Annotated in this window: 18 protein-coding genes and 1 other RNA gene; 4 read left to right on the forward strand and 15 right to left on the reverse strand. The window is 63.6% G+C overall.

Translation table 11 applies throughout. The features are described from left to right. Positions 1 to 346 precede the first annotated feature (346 nt). The 8 genes from YH62_RS08905 to rimP all read right to left on the reverse strand — a co-directional run bounded on the left by YH62_RS08905 (position 347) and on the right by rimP (position 9,817). On the reverse strand, positions 347 to 1,279 hold the full coding sequence (locus YH62_RS08905; protein ID WP_046793853.1) for a TonB family protein: 933 nt from the start codon (positions 1,277 to 1,279) through the stop codon (positions 347 to 349). Continuing rightward, on the reverse strand, positions 1,276 to 1,773 hold the full coding sequence (gene exbD, locus YH62_RS08910; protein ID WP_046793854.1) for a TonB system transport protein ExbD: 498 nt from the start codon (positions 1,771 to 1,773) through the stop codon (positions 1,276 to 1,278). The genes YH62_RS08905 and exbD overlap by 4 nt, the downstream gene beginning before the upstream one ends. Positions 1,774 to 1,777: 4 nt before the next feature. Beyond that, on the reverse strand, positions 1,778 to 2,875 hold the full coding sequence (gene exbB / locus YH62_RS08915; RefSeq protein WP_046794303.1) for a tonB-system energizer ExbB: 1,098 nt from the start codon (positions 2,873 to 2,875) through the stop codon (positions 1,778 to 1,780). A gap of 338 nt (positions 2,876 to 3,213) precedes the next feature. Further along, complete coding sequence (kduD, locus tag YH62_RS08920; protein WP_046793855.1) at positions 3,214 to 3,975, reverse strand: 2-dehydro-3-deoxy-D-gluconate 5-dehydrogenase KduD; 762 nt, start codon at positions 3,973 to 3,975, stop codon at positions 3,214 to 3,216. Positions 3,976 to 4,058: 83 nt separating this feature from the next. Further along, positions 4,059 to 6,755 (reverse strand): translation initiation factor IF-2, encoded by a 2,697-nt coding sequence (gene infB / locus YH62_RS08925; protein WP_046793856.1) that lies wholly within the window; start codon positions 6,753 to 6,755, stop codon positions 4,059 to 4,061. 101 nt (positions 6,756 to 6,856) lie between these two features. Further along, positions 6,857 to 7,543, reverse strand: coding sequence for an RNA-binding protein (locus YH62_RS08930; RefSeq protein WP_046794304.1), 687 nt, complete (start codon positions 7,541 to 7,543; stop codon positions 6,857 to 6,859). Continuing rightward, complete coding sequence (gene nusA / locus YH62_RS08935; RefSeq protein WP_046793857.1) at positions 7,543 to 9,165, reverse strand: transcription termination factor NusA; 1,623 nt, start codon at positions 9,163 to 9,165, stop codon at positions 7,543 to 7,545. Before nusA ends, YH62_RS08930 begins: the two co-directional genes overlap by 1 nt. Positions 9,166 to 9,229: 64 nt before the next feature. Then, complete coding sequence (rimP, locus tag YH62_RS08940; protein ID WP_046793858.1) at positions 9,230 to 9,817, reverse strand: ribosome maturation factor RimP; 588 nt, start codon at positions 9,815 to 9,817, stop codon at positions 9,230 to 9,232. A gap of 272 nt (positions 9,818 to 10,089) precedes the next feature. On the opposite strand from rimP, the gene YH62_RS08945 reads away from it, so the two are divergent. Then, entirely contained in the window at positions 10,090 to 11,721 is a 1,632-nt protein-coding gene (locus YH62_RS08945) for an MFS transporter (RefSeq protein ID WP_046793859.1), read from the forward strand. An 8-nt stretch (positions 11,722 to 11,729) separates the two neighbouring features. After that, entirely contained in the window at positions 11,730 to 12,188 is a 459-nt protein-coding gene (locus YH62_RS08950; protein ID WP_046793860.1) for a GNAT family N-acetyltransferase, read from the forward strand. Here YH62_RS08950 and YH62_RS08955 read toward each other — a convergent pair. From YH62_RS08955 to ffs, 6 genes are all read right to left on the reverse strand, one after another. Continuing rightward, positions 12,180 to 13,418 (reverse strand): lytic murein transglycosylase, encoded by a 1,239-nt coding sequence (locus tag YH62_RS08955; RefSeq protein ID WP_046793861.1) that lies wholly within the window; start codon positions 13,416 to 13,418, stop codon positions 12,180 to 12,182. The two genes, YH62_RS08950 and YH62_RS08955, sit on opposite strands and share 9 nt — an antisense overlap. Positions 13,419 to 13,428: 10 nt before the next feature. Next, positions 13,429 to 14,034: a recombination mediator RecR gene (gene recR / locus YH62_RS08960; protein WP_046793862.1), complete on the reverse strand. Its 606-nt coding sequence runs from the start codon at positions 14,032 to 14,034 to the stop codon at positions 13,429 to 13,431. Positions 14,035 to 14,122: 88 nt separating this feature from the next. Next, positions 14,123 to 14,734, reverse strand: coding sequence for a LysE family translocator (locus YH62_RS08965; protein WP_046793863.1), 612 nt, complete (start codon positions 14,732 to 14,734; stop codon positions 14,123 to 14,125). 57 nt (positions 14,735 to 14,791) lie between these two features. After that, the gene (locus YH62_RS08970; protein WP_046793864.1) at positions 14,792 to 15,115 is read right to left on the reverse strand and encodes a YbaB/EbfC family nucleoid-associated protein; all 324 of its coding nucleotides are present in this window, start codon (positions 15,113 to 15,115) and stop codon (positions 14,792 to 14,794) included. 15 nt (positions 15,116 to 15,130) lie between these two features. After that, on the reverse strand, positions 15,131 to 17,005 hold the full coding sequence (locus YH62_RS08975; RefSeq protein ID WP_046794305.1) for a DNA polymerase III subunit gamma/tau: 1,875 nt from the start codon (positions 17,003 to 17,005) through the stop codon (positions 15,131 to 15,133). A gap of 90 nt (positions 17,006 to 17,095) precedes the next feature. Next, an RNA gene (ffs, locus tag YH62_RS29435) (signal recognition particle sRNA small type) lies at positions 17,096 to 17,192 on the reverse strand. Positions 17,193 to 17,279: 87 nt separating this feature from the next. Here ffs and YH62_RS08980 point away from each other — a divergent pair. After that, positions 17,280 to 17,684: an HIT family protein gene (locus YH62_RS08980; RefSeq protein WP_046793865.1), complete on the forward strand. Its 405-nt coding sequence runs from the start codon at positions 17,280 to 17,282 to the stop codon at positions 17,682 to 17,684. Next, positions 17,684 to 18,664: an NAD(+) diphosphatase gene (gene nudC, locus YH62_RS08985; protein WP_170986285.1), complete on the forward strand. Its 981-nt coding sequence runs from the start codon at positions 17,684 to 17,686 to the stop codon at positions 18,662 to 18,664. Before YH62_RS08980 ends, nudC begins: the two co-directional genes overlap by 1 nt. A gap of 102 nt (positions 18,665 to 18,766) precedes the next feature. On the opposite strand, the gene YH62_RS08990 is transcribed toward nudC, so the two are convergent. Continuing rightward, positions 18,767 to 19,630, reverse strand: coding sequence for a prephenate dehydratase (locus tag YH62_RS08990; RefSeq protein WP_046793867.1), 864 nt, complete (start codon positions 19,628 to 19,630; stop codon positions 18,767 to 18,769). Positions 19,631 to 19,637: the final 7 nt, after the last annotated feature.

The following is a 19,637-nucleotide window of genomic DNA, read 5'->3' on the forward strand; positions in this document are numbered from 1 at the left end:
TTGCGTCCAACGCATTGCTGCGTTGCAACAGTAGGGCTTGGCGTGCTTAATCGATTAGCCTATATGAAGGTCATCCAACGACGCACTCCTCCTCCCAGCGAAGTTGGATAGAGATCGGCAATATCCTCCTCCTCCCAATTGCCGATCAAGTTTAAAAAGCCTGGCGCCTCCTCCTCCCGCGCCAGGCTTTTTTGCTTTTTGGGTACAATTTCCCCGACGTCATATCACGAGCTAACCGCACAGCATCGATCGCGGCCACAGAGTGTTATGCGAACTGCGATCGCCTCAAGCTTGACCTCGCTAAACCACAGGAGGCCTTCCTGTGATTGTTCTCACTCGCACGTGGCTATGACTGGCAATTGAACGGAATCTGAACGGACCCGCTTTCGCCCGGTGGCGGAGCCGCAACGGGAGACGCTTTCTGGACTGAGGAAATCATGTGATTATCGATGCGGGAATCTCCGGAGGACCGGGAGACCGAGATCGATCCGATGTTTCCACCGCCATCGACGCGGATACTAACGGTCACCAAACCATCGCCTGGGCACTTGCGTCGAGTCGCTATGCGCTTGATCTTGGCAAAAACTCTGTCCTTCCATTTCACTTGCGAAGCGGATGGCGAGGACGAGCCCGCCGAGGTCCTGCTGGCAGCCGTGCGGTTCGATTCACGAGTCTGCAGCTTCGCCTGGCTCGCTTCCTTCTGAGCTTGCTGCTGCCGCTGTTTCGGTCTCTCTACGACCTTCTTCTCTGGCTCGGGCTTCTCGACCTTCTTGGGTTCGGGCTTCGGCTTTTCCTGCACCGGCGGCGGGCGCATCACCGGAAGCGGAACCTCGACATTTTCGAGCGCCGCCAGCACCTGCTGCTCGATCGGATCGACTTCCTCGATGGGCTCAGGCTCCGGAGCAGGTTCCGGCTCTACGGGTTCCGCCACGTCCTGGGGCGGCGGCGGTTCGATTGGTTCGGGCTCCGCTACCGGTTCGGGAATGGGCTCCGGCAGGGGCTCCGGCTCCGGTTCGTTGGAAGCGCTCTTCACTTCCGGCGAATCCTGCGTCTCCGTGGCGACCTGATCTTCTTCCACGTTTGTCGCCTCGGGCTCGGGCGCGAGATCGATCATGATCGCCGCCGGCGGCTGGTTGTCGGCAGCCGCTACCGGTTCCTGGCGCATGAGATAGACCGCGCCTGCGACGTGTACCGAAAGCATCAGCACCGCCGCGCTGCTCCAGAGCGCGAGCTCTCCGACGCGCCCGGTAGGGCTGCTGCGGAAGGCAAGCGTGCTCATGGGGCGCCTCCGCCGGCGGGGGGTGCTGCTGCGGGCGGCTGTGCGGCGCCGGGAGCCGGTGCGGCCGCCGCGCTGGAAACGCTTTCCAGGCCCACCAGCGCGATCTTCAGATAGCCGGCGTCGCGCAGCAGGTTCATGACTTCCATGAACTGGCCGTAATCGACCGCCTTGTCGGCGCGCAGGAAGATGCGCGTATCCTTGTTGCCCTGCGTGGCCTGCTCGAGAGCGGCCGCAAGGGCTTCCCGCGTGACCGCATCATTGCCGAGATTGAGGGTCAGGTCTTCCTTGACCGTCAGGTAGAGCGGCTCGTCAGGCCGTTCCGCCGGCTTGGCGGAGGAGGCGGGTAGGTCGACATTGACGTCGACGGTGGCAAGCGGAGCCGCCACCATGAAGATGATCAGGAGAACCAGCATGACGTCGATGAACGGCGTCACGTTGATTTCATGGTTTTCCGAAAGCTCGTCGCCGTGATTTTCGCGGATGCCGCCGGCCATGGCCTTACTCCCCTGCTACGAGCGACACCGATGCTTTCCGGCCGGGCGGGATCTTGCGGAAGTCGAGGTCCCGGCTCACCAGCCGCTCCACGCCGGCTGCGGCATCGGCCAGTAGCTGGCGGTAGCCAGTGATCGAGCGGGCGAAGACGTTGTAGATGACAACTGCCGGAATGGCGGCGACCAGGCCGATGGCGGTCGCCAGCAGTGCTTCGGCGATGCCGGGCGCTACCACTGCGAGGTTGGTGGTCTGCGATTCGGAAATGCCGATGAAGGAGTTCATGATACCCCATACGGTGCCGAAGAGACCGACGAAGGGTGCGGTGGAGCCGATCGTCGCCAGCACGCCCGTGCCGCGCGACATGCGCCGGCCAGCATAGGCCTCGATGCGCGAGAGGGCTGAGCCGACGCGTTCCTTCACGCCCTCGCCATGCGTGTGGTCGATGGCGGCTTCCGAAAGCTCCACCTCCTCGGCGGCGGCCCGCAGCATCAGGGCGGCAGGCCCGCCGCGGCGCTCGACCGCCTCCACGGCGTCCGAAAGCGTCCGCGAGGTGCGGATCACCTTGATCGTGCGGTTGGCGCGGGCCTTCGCGCCGGCGATCTCCAGCGACTTGGCCAGCCCGACCGTCCAGGTCACGAGCGAAGCGAAGGCAAGCCCGATCATCACGCCCTTCACCACCCAGTCGGCAGCCATGAACATGCCCCAGGGCGAAAGGTTGTGGGGCAGGTCGGAGCGCTGCTCAGGCTCTAGGAACTGCGTGAACATATCCGCCGGCTCTTCCGCCGGGACAGCGGCATCGGCCGCCGGCGCCTGGGTCGGAGCAACACCGGTAGGTTCGGAAGGTGCGGCAGGAACGGGAGCTGAGGGAGTTTGCGCCTGCTGTGCGCCGGCATCCGGCGCGGCCGGCGAGCCCGGCTGAGCAGCGGGAGCGTCCACCGGGGAGGAGGCGCTAGGTGCAGTTGCCGAAGGCGTTGTAGCGGAGGGGGCGGCTGGGGCCGGGACAGACGCCGGTGCCTGCCCTTGGCTGGCAGGCGCTTCAGGCGCCGTAACCTGCGGGGGGCTCGTTTCCTGCGTCTGCGCAATCGCCACGGGTGCCGTCAGCATCAAGGCCGCCGCCAGAAGGACCAGACGCGGACGATGGGTGGAGAAAACGGGCTTTTTGGCAATGGACATGGCAGGCAACTCTCCGGACATGGAAACAAGCAGGCTGCGCTGCTTTTACGCGTGCCTGCTCCGGCAAACAAAAACCATCCGGTCATCGCCCGGTTGCTCCGAGCGGCCCGTGAGGTGTTGCTATCCCGATAATAAAGTTGACTTGCTTTGGCAACTAATAAGTTGATAACGCCGCTCACATTATGGAGCGCGGCAAGCGATCCGATATGGTCGGTGAAACCTCACGGGCGACAGGCGCCGCCCGTGAAAAGCGCGGGTTCGTGCTCCGGTCAGCGCGCCAGCCAGCCGCCGTCCACGGGCAGCACGATGCCGTGCACATAGTCCGAGGCGGGCGAGGCAAGGAAGACTGCGGCTCCCCCGAGCTCTTCCGGCTCGCCCCAATGTCCGGCCGGAATACGTCCCAGGATCGCCGCGTTGCGGTCGGGATCGTTCCTGAGGGCTTCGGTATTGTTGGTCGAGAAATAGCCGGGCGCGATTGCGTTCACGTTGATCCCCTTGCCGGCCCACTCGCAGGCGAGAAGCCGCGTCAGCCCCGCAAGCCCGCTCTTGGAGGCGGTGTAGGAAGGAATGCGTATGCCGCCCTGGAAGGAAAGCAGCGAGGCGATGTTGATGATCTTGCCGGTCTTGCCTTGGCCGATCACGTGGCGTGCGAACGCCTGGGAAAGGAAGAATACGGTCTTGAGGTTCACGTCCATCACCGCGTCCCAATCGGCTTCGGTGAAGTCTATCGCGTCGGCGCGGCGGATGATGCCGGCATTGTTGACGAGGATATCCGCGCGGCCGGTCCAGGCAAGCGCGGCATCGATCACCTCACCGGCCGGCTCTATGGTCGACAGATCCGCTTTGATCATGTGGCTTCTTCCTCGGCCCTGGGCGGCAATCGCCGCTTCGGTCTCGGCCATGGATGAACGCCCGACCAGGGCGACATCGGCGCCCGCACCCGCAAGTGCTACCGCGATCGCCTGCCCAAGTCCTGTGTTCGCACCGGTGACGATCGCCGTCTTGCCGCTGAGATCGAACGAAATTGCCATGAACTCTCCTCCTCATCCGTCTTGATCTGACAAGAAAAAACCGCCGGAAATCTCCGGCGGTTTCTGTTTGCTTGGTCCGGCGCTTAGAGCGTGCGGGTGACGTGCTCCACGCGGAAGCATTCGATGACGTCTCCGGCGCGGATATCCTCGTAGTTCTCGAAGGCCATGCCGCATTCCTGGCCGACCGGCACTTCCGAGACCTCGTCCTTGAAGCGCTTGAGCGTCTTGAGCTTGCCTTCGTGGATGACGACGTTGTCGCGGATGAGGCGCACGCCGGCACCACGCTCGACCTTGCCTTCCGTGACGCGGCAACCCGCGACCTTGCCGACCTTGGTGATGTTGAACACCTCCAGGATTTCGGCATTGCCGAGGAAGGTCTCGCGCCGCTCGGGCGAGAGTAGACCCGACATCGCCGCCTTCACGTCATCCACCAGGTCGTAGATGATGTTGTAGTAGCGGATTTCGATGCCGGAACGCTCGGCGAAGGAACGTGCCTGTGCATTGGCGCGAACGTTGAAGCCGATGATCGCCGCATCCGATGCCTCGGCAAGCGAGATATCCGACTCGGTGATGCCGCCGGCGCCCGAATGGACGATGCGCGCGCGGACTTCGTCCGTGCCGAGCTTGTCGAGCGCGCCAATGATGGCTTCGATCGAACCCTGCACGTCGCCCTTGATAACCAGCGGAAACTCCTTGAGACCGGAGGTCTGGAGCTGGGTCATCATCTGTTCGAGCGAGCCGCGCGAGCCGGACTGGCGGGCAGCCGCCTTGTCGCGGGCAAGCCGCTGGCGGTACTCGGAAATCTCGCGGGCGCGGCTTTCGCTTTCGACGACGGCGAACTTGTCGCCGGCCGCGGGCGTGCCCGAAAGGCCGAGCACTTCCACCGGCAGGGCAGGCCCGGCTTCCTTCACATGCTCGCCCTTGTCGTTGACGAGCGCGCGAACGCGGCCCCACTGATCGCCGGCGACGATGATCTGGCCGGGTTTCAGCGTACCCTTCTGTACGAGCACGGTCGCGACAGAGCCGCGGCCGCGGTCGAGCTGGGCTTCGATGACCGTGCCCTCGGCCGTCCGGTTCGGATTGGCCTTGAGGTCCAGGATTTCCGCCTGCAGCAGGATCGCTTCGAGCAGCTTGTCGAGGTTGGTCTGGTTCTTCGCCGATACTTCGACGTCGAGTACCTCACCGCCCATGCTTTCCACGAAGACTTCGTGCTGCAGCAGTTCGGTGCGCACCTTCTGCGGGTTGGCCGTCGGCTTGTCGACCTTGTTGATCGCCACGATGATCGGAACACCCGCCGCCTTGGCGTGGTTGATGGACTCGATCGTCTGCGGCATCACGCTGTCGTCGGCCGCGACCACAAGGATCGCGATGTCGGTTGCCTGGGCGCCGCGGGCGCGCATGGCGGTGAAGGCGGCGTGGCCGGGAGTGTCGATGAAGGTGATCTTCTGGCCGTTCTGCTCCACCTGATAGGCGCCGATATGCTGGGTGATGCCACCGGCTTCGCCGGCAACCACGTTCGCATGGCGGATCGCGTCGAGGAGCGAGGTCTTGCCGTGGTCGACATGGCCCATGATGGTCACGACCGGCGGACGCGACAGCATTTCGCCTTCGCTGTCGGCAACGTCGAAGATGCCTTCCTCGATGTCGGACTCGGAGACGCGCTTGACCGTATGGCCGAATTCGGTGGCGATCAGTTCCGCAAGGTCGGCGTCGATGACGTCGCCCGGCTTCATCATCTGACCTTCCTTCATCAGGTATTTGATGACGTCCACGGAGCGCTCGGACATGCGCTGCGACAGTTCCTGGATGGTGATGGTCTCGGGAAGAATGACTTCACGCACCACCTTCTCGCGCGGCTCCTGCATCTGGCTGCGCCGGAATTTTTCCTGCCGGCGGCGGATCGAAGCGAGCGAACGGCCGCGGGATGCTCCTTCCTCGTCCACGGCGGCCGTGGTCACGGTGAGCTTGCCCTGGCGGCGGCCTTCGTCGCCCTTGGGGCGCGCAGGAACCTTGGCGGGCACCGGAGCGGCAACCCGGCCGCGGCCCGGTATATTGCGCGCCGGACCTCGATCGTCTTCTTCCTCATTGCCGGGACGGCGGCCGCGAGTGGCGGCTGCCGGTTGCGGAACGGCTGCGGTCCTGGTCGGCTGCGGGCGTTCCTCTGCCGGCCGGGCCGGCGCGACGCGATCGTCAGCTCTGGCTGCGGCGGGTGCCGGAGCATCGGCGGCCGGTTGTGCGGGTTCCTCGGTAGGCTGGGGAGCCGGCTCGGCAGCGCGACGCGCGGCCTCGGCGGCTTCTTCCGCCTTGCGGAGCTCCTCTTCGGCCCTGCGGCGAACTTCTTCCTCGGCGCGCTGCTTGGCTTCCACCACTTCACGGGCCTGAGCCTCGACGAGCGCGCGGCGACGGGCCTCCATCTCTCCGGCAGAGAGATCGTGGAGCACGTTCGGTCGCTGCGTCCCGGAGGATTGCGGCCGCTGGCCCTGCGGAGCCTGGGGACGCTGTCCCTGAGGCGCAGGCTGGTGAACGCGCGGCTGCGGACGCTGTTGCTGCACCGGCTGGGCGGCTTCTACCGGCCGAGGAGCCGGCGGTGCGGGCGTGAAAGTCGGCTTTTCGTCTTCGGGGCGAAGAGGACGGCGCTTGCGTGTTTCGACCACGACCGCCTTGCTGCGACCGCGACCGATGTCCTGGCGCACGGTGCCCTGGCTCATCCCCGAGGGCTTCAGGGTAAGCGTCTTCTTGCCCGTAACGCTGAGTGTCTTGTCGTCTTTGTTGTCGGTCATTCCGTTCCTGTTCCTTCAAACGAGGATCGGATGGCGACATCAGACCTCGTTTTTCGATGCGTGCATTCCAGTGCGGCGGCCGGTCCCTGCCGGTGACCGCGTCATTGTTTTGGCTGGCCAGCGCCGCCCTCTGCCCCGGATTGACCGAACCCTCGGTACTTTTCGAGCATGGTTGCGCGCTTCACTACACCCTCACCCGCCTGCCCTGCAAGCGCGCAAGCATGGATAAAAGCATTCTGGCCCATCAGTTCGTCCATTTCCGCGCTCGTGAAGAGCGAAAAGGACGGTATGTTTTGCCCGGCATCCTCGCCGAGCGACCGGGCCTTGCGGGCCTGGTCTATCTTTCTCACCCCGTCTGCGGCGGCATCCGCCGCGTGAAAGACCGCGATCGCCGCGCCGGAGCGCACGGCGGCGTCCACCTTCATCGCGCCCGTGACGAACTGGCCCGCCTTGCGCGCCATGTTCATCATGCCGGCAAGGTCGGCGGCGATCAGCCGGTCGACCAGCGCGCCAAGATCGGCGTCGGCCTTCGCCTCGGTCTTCAGCGCCCGGGCGAAGAGCTTTTTCTGCGCCGCCCGGTCCACCAACGCCCGTTCCGCCTTTATCCAGCATCCCCTGCCGGGGAGCTGCCGTTTCAGGTCCGGCACCACCCGTCCATCGGGTGCTGCCACGAAGCGGATCAACGTTTCCGGCGATCCGGCCTCGCGGGTGACGATGCAGGTGCGGTCGTTCACGATAGCGTCGCTCCGCCCGTCATCGTCGTCATGCGGTTCGCTCACGAGCGGCATCATTCCTGTTCGGCGGCGTCCGCCTCTTCGGCTTCTTCCGCTTCGTCGGTTTCCGCAGCCTCACGGGCGAGATCCTCTTCCGTGATCCAGCCGGCGAGCAGGCGGGCCTGGACGATCATGTTCTCGGCCTCGACGCGCGATACGTCCAGCTTGGAGAACAGACCCTCGTACTTCTTGGTCTCGCCATCCTTGCGCTCGCTCCAGCCGACGAGGTCGTCGGCGGCGCAGCCGGCGAAATCCTCGACCGTCTTGATGCCGTCCTCGCCGAGCGCCACCAGCATCGGGCCGTTCAGGCCCTGGATCTGGCGGAGCTCGTCGGAAACGCCGAGTTCCTTGCGCTTGGCATCCATCTCGGCTTCCAGGCGCTCGAGATATTCGCGGGCACGCATCTGGATTTCGTTCGCCGTGTCCTCGTCGAAGCCTTCGATCGAGGAGATTTCGTCGAGTTCGACGTAAGCAAGTTCCTCGACCTGCGCGAAGCCCTCGGAGGCGAGCACCTGGCCGATCATCTCGTCCACGTCGAGCGCGTCCATGAAGAGGCCGGTCCGCTCGTTGAACTCCTTCTGACGGCGCTCGGATTCTTCCTGCTCCGTCATGATGTCGATGTCCCAGCCGGTGAGCTGCGAGGCCAGGCGCACGTTCTGGCCGCGGCGGCCGATGGCGAGCGAAAGCTGCTCGTCGGGCACGACCACTTCGATGCGCTCGGCGTCCTCGTCGAGAACGACCTTCGCGACTTCGGCCGGCTGCAGCGCGTTGACGATGAACGACGCCGGATCCTGGCTCCACGGAATGATGTCGATCTTCTCGCCCTGCAGTTCGCCGACCACCGCCTGAACGCGCGAACCGCGCATACCGACGCAGGCGCCGACCGGGTCGATCGAGCTGTCGTTCGATATCACGGCGATCTTGGCGCGCGAACCCGGATCGCGTGCGACGGACTTGATCTGGATGATGCCGTCGTAGATTTCCGGCACTTCCATGGTGAAGAGCTTGACCATGAACTGCGGATGGGTGCGCGACAGGAAGATCTGCGGGCCACGCTGCTCGCGGCGCACTTCGTAGACATAGGCGCGTACGCGGTCGCCATAGCGTAGCGTTTCGCGCGGGATCATCTCGTCGCGGCGGATGATGCCTTCGCCACGGCCGAGATCGACGATGACATTGCCATATTCGACGCGCTTGACGCTACCGTTGACGATCTCGCCGACGCGGTCCTTGAACTCGTCGTATTGACGGTCGCGTTCGGCCTCGCGCACCTTCTGCACGATCACCTGCTTGGCCGATTGCGCGGCGATGCGGCCGAAGTCCATCGGCGGCAGCGGATCGGCAATGAAATCGCCGATCTTGGCATCGGGGTTGCGGTCGCGAGCAAGCTCCAGCGGAATCTGGGTGGTATAGTCCTCGGCCTGTTCCACCACTTCCAGCAGGCGCTGGAGGCGGATTTCGCCGGTCTTGGAATTGATGTCGGCGCGGATATTGGTTTCCGAGCCGTAGCGGGAGCGGGCAGCCTTCTGGATGGCGTCGGCCATCGCGGCCAGCACGATCTCGCGGTCGATGACCTTTTCGCGCGCCACTGCATCCGCGATCTGCAGAAGTTCAAGCCGGTTCGCACTCACTGCCATTGTCGTTGGTCTCCGTAGATCGAATTATGAGGGGCTCTTCTGGAGGCCCGATGTCTCTGTTCGGTTATTCGTCGTCTGCTTCGTTCTGGTTCGCGGCTTCGGCCTTGGCGAGCTTGTCGGCCTTCAGCGCGTCGCGGATCAGATCGTCGGTCAGGATAAGCTTGGCGTCTGACAGCGCCGTGAACGGAATCCTGACGCGCGGCTCTTCGCCATAGGCCACCTGATCGCGCTCGATCGTGAAGCCTTCCCCGTCCGCATCCGAAATCTTGCCCCGGAACCGCTTGCGGTTGTCGATGAGGATCGACGTCTCGCATTTCACCAGATGGCCGCTCCAGCGCGCGAAATCCGACTTGCGGACCATCGGCCGGTCGATGCCCGGCGAGGATACTTCGAGATGATACGCTTTATCGATCGGATCTTCCACATCGAGAACCGGCGAAATGGCGGTCGAGACCTTTTCGCAATCCTCGACGGTCATCGTTCCGTCGGTGCGCTCGGCCATGACCTGAAGCGTCGCGCCGTTCTGGTTCATCAGTCGGACTCGCACGAGGCGATAGTCCATCGCGACAAGTACGGGTTCGATGATTTCGGCGACCCTGAGATCGAGACCGGTCTCGACGATGAGCCGCGGCTCGTTTTCGGTTGGCGGCATAAGCTCTCCGGCAATGATTGACCCTTGGGATTGGCCCCCTGGGGATTGGCCCTAAGGCTGTTTTGCTGCGAGCGCCTAACAAAAAAGAGCGGGTCCTCGCCGAACCCACTCTTCATCAGACGATCAAGAATATGGCCTGCATATAAGCTTTCCGGCCGCCGATTGCAATACTTGCCTGGGAAAGAGGCCGAAGCGAAAAAATCCGCTTGTCAGGCCGGGAACATTCTCTAGTTAGGGAGTGAACAGCAGCCGGACAAGACGAGGGAGGAAACGTGCCGGATCGGGTATCGCCGCTGGCTCCTTTCGGGCATGAGACTTTCCGCAACATCTGGGTTGCGAGTCTGGCTTCGAATTTCGGTGGTCTCATCCAGGCGGTCGGCGCGGCCTGGATGATGACTTCCATTTCGGATTCCGAGAACATGGTGGCGCTGGTGCAGGCCTCCACGGCCCTGCCGATCATGCTGTTCTCGCTGGTCTCGGGCGCGCTTGCCGATAGTTTCAACCGCCGCCGGCTGATGATCACCGCGCAGTGTTTCATGCTTGCCGTTTCGGCATTGCTCACGCTCTTCGCCCATTTCGAACTGCTCACGCCCTGGCTCCTGCTTGCCTTCACCTTCCTGATCGGCTGCGGGACGGCGCTCAACAATCCCTCCTGGCAGGCTTCGGTGGGAGACATGGTCCCCCGTGACGTGCTTCCGGCGGCAGTGTCGCTGAACAGCATGGGTTTCAACATCACCCGCAGCCTCGGGCCGGCGCTCGGCGGCGCGATCGTCGCCGCTGCGGGGGCCGCCGCTGCCTTCGCGATCAACACCGTTTCCTATTTCGCGCCGATCACCGCACTTCTGCGCTGGAAGCCGGACATACCCAATACCACCCTGCCGCGCGAAACGCTCGGCCGCGCCATCTCCGCCGGCTTCGGCTACGTGGCGATGTCGCCCAATATCCTCAACGTGCTGTTTCGCGGCCTCTTGTTCGGTCTCTCGGCCAGCGCCATTCTCGCCTTGATGCCGATCGTCGCGCGCGATCTCGTCTCGGGCGGCCCCTTGACCTATGGCGTCATGCTCGGCGCCTTCGGCGTCGGTGCGATCGGCGGCGCGCTGATGAACACCCGTATCCGGGAGGTCTTGTCGAGCGAAGCGATCGTCCGGCTCTCCTTCCTCGGCTTTGCCGCGAGCGCCGCCGTTGCCGGCCTCAGCACCAGCACCTGGCTCACCTGTCTTGTGCTGCTCGTGCCCGGCGCCTGTTGGGTTCTGGCGCTTTCCCTCTTCAACACGACGGTGCAGCTCTCGACGCCGCGCTGGGTGGTCGGCCGGGCGCTCTCCTTCTATCAGACGGCCACCTTCGGCGGCATCGCGCTCGGCAGTTGGGTCTGGGGCCTCGTTGCGGAAGCCTCCGGCGTGTCGATGGCACTCACGATATCAAGCCTTGTTATGCTGGTCGGCGCGGCGGTCGGGCTGCGGGTGCCGGTACCGCAATTCGGTGCCGTCGATCTCGATCCGCTGAATCGTTTCAACGAACCGCTCTTGAAGTTCGACCTGCAGCCGCGCAGCGGTCCGATCGTCTCGCTGATCGATTATACGATTGCGGCGGAGGACGTCCCGGAATTCCTGGCTCTGATGTCCGGCCGCCGGCGGGTCCGCATCCGCGACGGTGCTCGCCAATGGGCTTTGATGCGTGATCTGGAACACCCGGAAATCTGGACCGAGACCTATCACACCGCCACCTGGGCGGATTATGTGCGCCATAATCAGCGCCGCACGAAGGCGGACCAGGAGATCTGGGATGGTATCCGTCGACTGCATCGCGGCGATGATGGCCCGCGCGTCCACCGGATGATCGAGCGTCAGACCATTCCGCCGAAAAGTGACATCATCTACAAGTCGCCACCCGATCTGCATCATTAGGGCCACCCATGTACACGTTCCGAAAAGCCCGTCGTGATGATCTGACCGCCATCATCAGCCTGCTGGCCGAAGACAAGCTTGGCCAGTCGCGCGAGGTGGTTTCCGAACCTGTCGATACCCGCTACCAGGAGGCGTTCGCCGCCATCGAGGCGGATGCCAACCAGCTTCTTGCCGTGGCGGTGGGCAGGAATGATGTCGTGGTCGGCTGCCTGCAGCTTTCCTTCGTCCCCGGCCTGTCGCGCACCGGCATGTGGCGCGGCCAGATCGAGAGCGTGCGCATCGCCTCCGACGAGCGCGGCAGCGGGCTGGGTTCCGCATTCATCGAATGGGCGGTGGAAAGGGCGGCCGAGCGGGGCTGCGGACTGGTTCAGCTTACCTCCGACAAGGCCCGGCTGGATGCCATTCGATTTTATGAGAAGCTTGGCTTCGTCGCGAGCCACGAGGGTTTGAAGCGCAATCTACCTTAGCTGCGCCTTCAGGGAGGCGTCGGGATAGCAGGTCTGGACAAGGCCGTTCTTCGCCTGCCAGTCGCCGAGCGAACGGCGCGTCTTGAAACCAGGCAGACCATCAACATTGCCGACGTCATAGCCCCTGGCAACCAGCGCCTTCTGCATGGCGAGCACGTCCGAGCGCAGCATCTTGCCGACATCGCCCCAGTTATCCTTGAAGGATCCCGCACCGTGGGCGATCCGGTCGGCGAGGTTGCCGATGAAGAGCGCGTAGAGATCTGAATTGTTATATTGCTTGAGCACGTAGAAATTCGACGTGACGATGAACTCCGGCCCATGCCGGCCAGCCGGGACCAGCATCATGCCGGGCGCCCTCATCTCCGAGGACGGAAAAGCCTTGCCGGAAATCCGCTCGATCCCCGCCGAAGCCCAGGCGGAAATCGGTGATGCGAGATCGGGCCCTTCCTGCGCGCAGCTCACATTCGCAGGGATAGCCACCTCGAAGCCCCAGTCGCGGCCTCGGCTCCAGCCTTCCTTCTGAAGATAATGGGCGATCGAGGCGAGCGCATCGGGCACGGAGTTCCAGATGTCCGGATGGCCATCTCCGTCGAAATCCACGGCATATTTCAGGTAGCTGGAGGGCATGAATTGCGGCTGGCCGAGCGCGCCGGCCCAGGAGCCCATCATCTTCGAAGGTGCGATATAGCCGCGCTCGACCATGGTCAGCGCCGCGATGAGTTCGGTGCGGAACATCTCCTTGCGGGTCGACATGAAGGCCTTCGTCGCCAGCACGTCGAAAGCGGAATAGGGAAGCTTCGCGCGGCCGAAGCCGGATTCTCGACCCCAGATTGCCACGACGATCTCGCCCGGCACGCCATAGGCAGCTTCGATCTTTTTCAGCGTCGCCGCATGGGTGGCGGCGAGGCTTCGTCCGGTTGCGGCAAGCCCCTGCAGCCGCTTCTCCGAAAAATAGGCGCCCGGCGAGGAGAATTCCGCCTGGCTCTGGTCCTGCTTCTTCGGCGGCTTGGTTCCCGGTGGCACCAGATCGGGCAGGTCCCAGTTGAGCTTTATGCCCTGAAACGCGGCCTTCAGCGTGCGTTCCGAAATTCCCGCCTTCTTAGCCTCCGAACCAAGATCGCCGGCGATCCATCGCTGGAACTGCCGCTCCACATCCGCGCGCGATTGGGCAAGCGAGGAAAGGGGGAGAAGAAAGATCAGGGCGGCAAGGGCAATTGCAGCTTTCTTCATTGCATATCCCTCAGATCGTCGTGCGCGCCCGAAGCGCCGCCGTCAGCGTTCCCTCGTCGAGATAGTCGAGTTCGCCGCCGACCGGCACGCCGTGCGCCAGCCGGGTGATCTTCACGTCGATGTCGGAAAGCTGGTCTGTGATGTAATGCGCTGTCGTCTGCCCCTCGACCGTGGCATTGACCGCGATGATCAGCTCGCGAACGCCCCCTTCGCTCACCCGGTCGATGAGGCCGCGGATGTTGAGGTCTTCGGGACCGACGCCGTCGAGCGGCGATAGCGTGCCGCCGAGAACGTGATAGGCGGCGTTCAGCGCGGCGGCGCGTTCCAGAGCCCAGAGGTCGGAGACGTCTTCCACCACGATGATGACGGACTGGTCGCGGCGGATATCGGTGCAGACCGTGCAGGGATCGACGGTATCCACATTGCCGCAACGGGAACAGACCTTCACCTTGTCATAGGCCTCGCCCATTGCCAGCGAAAGCGGCCCGAGAAGCTGCTCCTTCTTCTTGATGAGGTGCAGCGCCGCACGGCGCGCCGAACGCGGCCCGAGGCCCGGCACCTTCGCCAGAAGCTGGATGAGTTTTTCGATTTCGGGGCCGGTGACTCGCTTTGCCATGCTCGCTGTTTAGCTCATATGCCGGCAAAACGGAATCGCCGAAGCCTTCGCCTCACGCGAAACTTATGGCCGTTCGGGGAAGGCGTTTTCAGCGCGCAGCGATCGCCGCGGCCGCACCCGCCATGGTGCCCGCGGAAAGCCGGTTGGCGATCCTGACCGCCCGCGGGCTTTTCAGGAATTGCCGTGCCTTGGCGGCAAGCGATACCCACAGGAGATCGACGGCCGCGAGAACGATGACCATCGTCGCGACGAGTTCGAGCCAGCCAGCGAGCGTCACGCGCCCAAGATCGATGATCGACGGCAGGAGCGCCATGTAGAACATCATGATCTTCGGGTTGCCGAGCGTGACGGTCATTCCGGCGAAGAACATCTTGAGCGCCGATCGGGTTTCCGGCAGTTCCTCGCCGGCGCCGGCGGGTGTGGCGAACCACATTTTCCAGGCGAGATAGAGGAGATAGGCGACGCCGATCCATTTGATTGCAAGGAAGACCGTGTGGAAGCTTTCGGCGATGGCCGCAAGGCCGGCGACCGCCAGCGAAAGCCACATGGCCTCTCCGATCCACATTGCCGCGATGAAGGGCAGCACGTCGCGATAGCCTTTGGTGAGGACGCGGGCGACAAGCGCCGCGATGCTGGGGCCGGGCGAGCCGGCTGCCACGAACAGTGCGGCGGCGAAGACAAGCAGGGATGCGAGCGTCATGATGCGTCCTCCTCCGCGTGCAGTTTTTGCTGCGCGTCGAGGTCTGTCAAGCTGGCGTCAGAACGGGAATTTCATGCCGGGCGGGATCGGCAGGCCGGCGGTGAGTTCCTTGGTCTTTTCGGCGGCAATCGATTCGGCGCGGCTCTTGGCGTCCTTGTGAGCGGCGACGATCAGGTCTTCGAGGATTTCCACTTCCTCTTCCTTGAAGAGCGAAGGATCGACCCTCAGCCCCAGCATCTCACCCTTGCCGTTGAGGCGCACAGTCACGAGGCCGCCGCCGGAAGTGCCTTCGATCTCGAGAGCGGCGATATCCGCCTGCATCTTCTCCATCTTGGCCTGCATTTCCTTCACCTTGCCCATCATGCCCATGATGTCGCGCATCGTCTTTTCCTTCTCTTATGGTTCGATGTCGTCGCCGGGCAGGATGTCGCCTTCGGCGGATTCCGCGATTGCCGGCGCTGCCGCTTCTTCGTCCCCGACCTCTTCCTCCGCGCGGATGCGTACGTCGGTGATTCGTGCGCCGGGAAATTGCGCAAGGATCGCCGCTACGTCCGGATCGGCGCGCGCATCGGTCTTGCGCTGCTCCTTGGCTTGCTCCTCAGCCTGAGCCAGCGTCGGGGCCCCAGGCTCGTTGGAGAGCGTCACCCACCATGTGATCCCGGTCCATTCCCGAAGCTTCGAGGTCAGATCGTTGACGATGGATTTCGGTGCGTCGGGCTCAAGGCTGATTTCAAGCCGGCCGGGTTCAAGCCTCACCAGATGGACCGATTGGCGGATGCGGGCGCGCAGCACAGGCTCGCGGTTCTTGGCGCAAAGATCGCCGATGTCCTCCAGCGACCGGATATGGACTTTCGGTTCCGGCTGGGCTTCTGCGGCTGCCTGCATCACCGGGCGCTCGAGCGTATCCCTCGCATGTTCAGGCGTGGGAACGGCGCGCAGCATGGCGGTCGGCCCGCCGCCCGGACCGCGTGCGGCGGGCATTTCCATCCCGCGTGCTTCGATGGGAGCTTCGCGGGAGACTGGCCGTCCGCCGTTGCCGTTCGAAGAGGGCGTCGGACGCTGGCCGTCACCGCCCGAAAAATCGGAAAGCCGGCGGGCGGCGTCTTCCGGAGCTGGCAGGTGGGCGGCATGCGTAAGCCGGATCAGCACCATCTCGGCCGCACCTGCGGGCCGGGAGGAGTTTTCCGCTTCCGGAATGCCCTTGAGCAGCATCTGCCAGATGCGCGAAAGCGTACTGACGGCGACGTTTTCGGAAAACTCCCGCCCGCGCAGGCGCTCCACTTCGCTCAGCGAGGGATCGTCCGCCGCGTCGGGAATATATTTGAAGCGGGTGACAAGATGAGTGAAATCGGCAAGATCGGTCAGCACGACCACCGGGTTTGCGCCCGCTTCGTATTGCGCGCCGAATTCGGAAAGCGCGGCCGTCACGTCACCGCGCACGATATGCTCGAAGAGATCGACGATGCGCGCGCGGTCGGCAAGCCCTAGCATGCCGCGCACGGCCTCGGCCGCGACCCGGCCCCCGCCATGAGCGATCGCCTGGTCGAGCAGCGACAGGCCGTCGCGTGCCGAACCTTCGGCGGCGCGGGCGATCATCGCAAGGGCTTCCGGCTCGGCGGCGATGTCTTCCTTCTCCGCGATGGTGGAGAAGAGGCCGACGAGGTCTGCGGCGCTGATGCGGCGCAGGTCGAACCGCTGGCAGCGGGAGAGCACCGTGATCGGAACCTTGCGGATTTCGGTGGTCGCGAAGATGAATTTCACATGCTCCGGCGGCTCCTCGAGCGTCTTCAGCAGGCCGTTGAAGGCCTGTGTCGAGAGCATGTGCACTTCGTCGATGATGTAGACCTTGTAACGCGCAGAGACGGGCCGGTAGCGCACCTGCTCGATGATCTCGCGGATGTCGTCGATGCCGGTATGCGAGGCGGCGTCCATCTCGATGACGTCGACATGCCGGCCTTCCATGATCGCCTGGCAGTGTTCGCCGGGAATGCGCAGGTCGATCGTCGGCTTGTCGATCTCGGGCGTCTTGTAATTGAGCGCGCGGGCAAGGATGCGGGCGGTGGTCGTCTTGCCGACACCACGAACGCCGGTCAGCATATAGGCCTGCGCAATGCGGCCCGTTTCGAAGGCATTGGTGAGCGTGCGGACCATCGGCTCCTGGCCGACCATGAGATCCGAGAAATCCTTGGGACGGTATTTGCGGGCGAGCACCCGATAGCCGCTGCCGGCCGGAGAAGAAGGGGTAGAGGATGTCGGCCCGGTATCGCTCATAAGGTCCTGACTATAGGCCTTGAGGCCTGTACGGGCCATTCCGGCTGCCAGGCGATCTTGACCGGACCGGATCTTGACCAAGATGAGAAGGTGGGAGGCTGGCACGGCGACCCGTGCCTGGCTCGTTAGGGCTGCTTCCTTCCGGACCTGACCCGGTTGGCGAGTGGCTCGTCCACCACCAACCTCCCGCCGCACATATCGGCAATAATGCTGGCAAATGCAAGCCAACCCTGTAAAAAACTGCTATTCAATAAGAAAACCACAGGAGAAACGCTTGGGCGAATTTGAACTGGATGCACGGCTCGCCCGGGATTCCGAGCTCATAACCGTGCTGGGCCTGTGCCAGCTTCGCCTGTTGAACGACAGCCGCTGGCCTTGGGTGATGCTGGTGCCGCAGCGCGCCGGTATCAGCGAGATCTTCGAGCTGACGCCGCTCGACCAGGCCCTGCTGACCTTCGAGACCAATACGGTCGCGGCAGCGCTCAAGAAGGTCACCGGTGCGAAGAAGATCAATATCGGCGCACTCGGCAATGTCGTCAGTCAATTGCACATGCATGTCATCGCCCGGTTCGAGGGCGATCCGAACTGGCCCGGCCCGATCTGGGGCTTCGGCCAGGCGGTTCCCTATGCCTCTTCGCAAAAGCAAGATTTCGTCAAAGCCCTGGTTGAAAACCTCTGATCATGACAGCGAGCATTTTCGATACCAACGCCCCGCATCCCGAGCCAAGCAGCCTGACTGCTTTTTCCGGCAACATGCTGGACCGCCAGGCCGAATACCGGCAGGACGATTGCGTGGAAAAGGCGCTTGCGGTCGAGGGCGCCCATATTCTCGCCTTCACCGGCAGCCAGCTCATCCTCAAGCATGATGGCCAGATCCTTGATCCTCTCTTCTCTCCTTATGAATTGCCTGACCTGAAACCGGATTTCGAGAATGCCGTGCTGCTCGGCTACAAGGAAACCGGTGAGCCGCGCATTGCGGTGCCGGTCACGGTCCCGCCCGAGGAATTGGCAAGCCATTTCAAGCCGACCGAGGCCCGCGCCCTTTTTCGCGACAGCCTCATCGAGGGCGAACTCCAGGGCGAGGTAGCCCAGGCCGTGTCGCTGCTCAACTGGAATGCGGCCAACCGATTCTGCGGCAAATGCGGGTCACCGACCGAAATGGGGATGGGCGGTTACAAGCGCACCTGCACCAACTGCCAGCATCTGATGTTTCCGCGCACCGATCCGGTCGTCATCATGCTGACCGTCGATATCGAGCGCGACCGTTGCCTGCTCGGCCGCAGCCATCATTTCCAGGAAGGCATGTATTCCTGCCTGGCAGGCTTCGTGGAACCGGGCGAGACGATCGAGAATGCGGTGCGCCGCGAGACCTTTGAGGAAGCCGGCATCGAGACCGGCCGCGTGCGCTATCACGCCTCCCAGCCTTGGCCGATGCCGCATTCGCTGATGATCGGCTGCTATGCCGAAGCGAAGTCCACCGAGATCAGGATCGACCCGCAGGAGATGCAGGACGTACGCTGGTTCGAGCGGGCCGAAGCTGCCGCCATGCTGGATGCCGGGCCGGACAGCCCCTATTTCGCTCCCGCCAAGGGGGCGATCGCCTATCGCTTGCTGCGTGACTGGATCGAGTGGGGTGAGGAACGGTCAAGCGTAGCTTGAGCAATCGATCCAGTGAATCGATTGCAGCGACGAACGCCCTGAAGCCCGGCAAAGGGCCGGAGCAGTCGGCGTAGCCTGAGCAATCGAAGCCCGAGGCGGGCCTTACTCCCTGTTCAGCGCTCCCCGCATCGGGTGACCTTTGTAGACGCCGAGAATGCGCACCTTTTCGGAGAAGAAGCGCAGTTCTTCCAGCGCCCGGCGCACAGGCGCATCCTCCGGATGGCCTTCGATATCCGCATAGAACTGGGTCGCCACGAACTTGCCGCCGAGCTGGTAGCTCTCGAGCTTGGTCATGTTGATGCCGTTGGTGGCGAAGCCGCCGAGCGCCTTGTAGAGCGCGGCCGGGATGTTGCGCACGTTGAAGACGAAGGTGGTGACGATGATCTCGTCGGTCTGTTCGTGGCCGGTCCAGCTCTCGTCGCGTGAGAGGATGACGAAACGGGTGACGTTGTCCTCCCGGTCCTCGACGTTTTCCGCCAGGATATCGAGACCATAGAGATCGGCGGCAAGGCGCGGGGCAAGCGCTGCCATCGACCGGTCTCCGGCTTCCGCCACCAGCTTCGCGGACCCGGCGGTATCGCCCGCGACGACCGCTTTCCAGCCGTTCGAGCGGATGACCTTCCGGCATTGTCCGAGCGCATGGATATGGCTGTGGACGGTGCGGATTTCCTCCCGCGCCACGCCCGGCAGGGTCATGAGCTGGAAGTGGATCGGCATGAAATATTCACCGGTGATATGCAGCCGCGATTCCGGCAGCAGGTGGTGGATATCCGCCACGCGTCCCGCAATGGTGTTCTCGATCGGGATCATCGCGAGATCGGCCTCGCCGTTTTCAAGCGCCTGGAAGGCATCCTCGAAGGTCGGGCAGGGCAAGGGCTCCATCGACGGGAACATGTCGCGGCAGGCCATGTCGGAGTTCGCGCCGAATTCGCCCTGGAAGGCGATCCGATTTGTGGTCTGGCTCATGGGAAAA

The sequence above is a fragment of the Rhizobium sp. LC145 genome (genome assembly GCF_001005825.1).
Lineage (GTDB): Bacteria > Pseudomonadota > Alphaproteobacteria > Rhizobiales > Rhizobiaceae > Neorhizobium.

Excerpts from the sequence above, each read along its gene's own strand:
- YH62_RS08905 (WP_046793853.1), bottom strand. The coding sequence starts at position 1,279 with ATGAGCACGCTTGCCTTCCGCAGCAGCCCTACCGGGCGCGTCGGAGAG.
- exbD (WP_046793854.1), bottom strand. The coding sequence starts at position 1,773 with ATGGCCGGCGGCATCCGCGAAAATCACGGCGACGAGCTTTCGGAAAAC.
- exbB (WP_046794303.1), bottom strand. The coding sequence starts at position 2,875 with ATGCTGACGGCACCCGTGGCGATTGCGCAGACGCAGGAAACGAGCCCC.
- kduD (WP_046793855.1), bottom strand. The coding sequence starts at position 3,975 with ATGGCAATTTCGTTCGATCTCAGCGGCAAGACGGCGATCGTCACCGGT.
- infB (WP_046793856.1), bottom strand. The coding sequence starts at position 6,755 with ATGACCGACAACAAAGACGACAAGACACTCAGCGTTACGGGCAAGAAG.
- YH62_RS08930 (WP_046794304.1), bottom strand. The coding sequence starts at position 7,543 with ATGCCGCTCGTGAGCGAACCGCATGACGACGATGACGGGCGGAGCGAC.
- nusA (WP_046793857.1), bottom strand. The coding sequence starts at position 9,165 with ATGGCAGTGAGTGCGAACCGGCTTGAACTTCTGCAGATCGCGGATGCA.
- rimP (WP_046793858.1), bottom strand. The coding sequence starts at position 9,817 with ATGCCGCCAACCGAAAACGAGCCGCGGCTCATCGTCGAGACCGGTCTC.
- YH62_RS08950 (WP_046793860.1), top strand. The coding sequence starts at position 11,730 with ATGTACACGTTCCGAAAAGCCCGTCGTGATGATCTGACCGCCATCATC.
- YH62_RS08955 (WP_046793861.1), bottom strand. The coding sequence starts at position 13,418 with ATGAAGAAAGCTGCAATTGCCCTTGCCGCCCTGATCTTTCTTCTCCCC.
- recR (WP_046793862.1), bottom strand. The coding sequence starts at position 14,034 with ATGGCAAAGCGAGTCACCGGCCCCGAAATCGAAAAACTCATCCAGCTT.
- YH62_RS08965 (WP_046793863.1), bottom strand. The coding sequence starts at position 14,734 with ATGACGCTCGCATCCCTGCTTGTCTTCGCCGCCGCACTGTTCGTGGCA.
- YH62_RS08970 (WP_046793864.1), bottom strand. The coding sequence starts at position 15,115 with ATGCGCGACATCATGGGCATGATGGGCAAGGTGAAGGAAATGCAGGCC.
- YH62_RS08975 (WP_046794305.1), bottom strand. The coding sequence starts at position 17,005 with ATGAGCGATACCGGGCCGACATCCTCTACCCCTTCTTCTCCGGCCGGC.
- YH62_RS08990 (WP_046793867.1), bottom strand. The coding sequence starts at position 19,630 with ATGAGCCAGACCACAAATCGGATCGCCTTCCAGGGCGAATTCGGCGCG.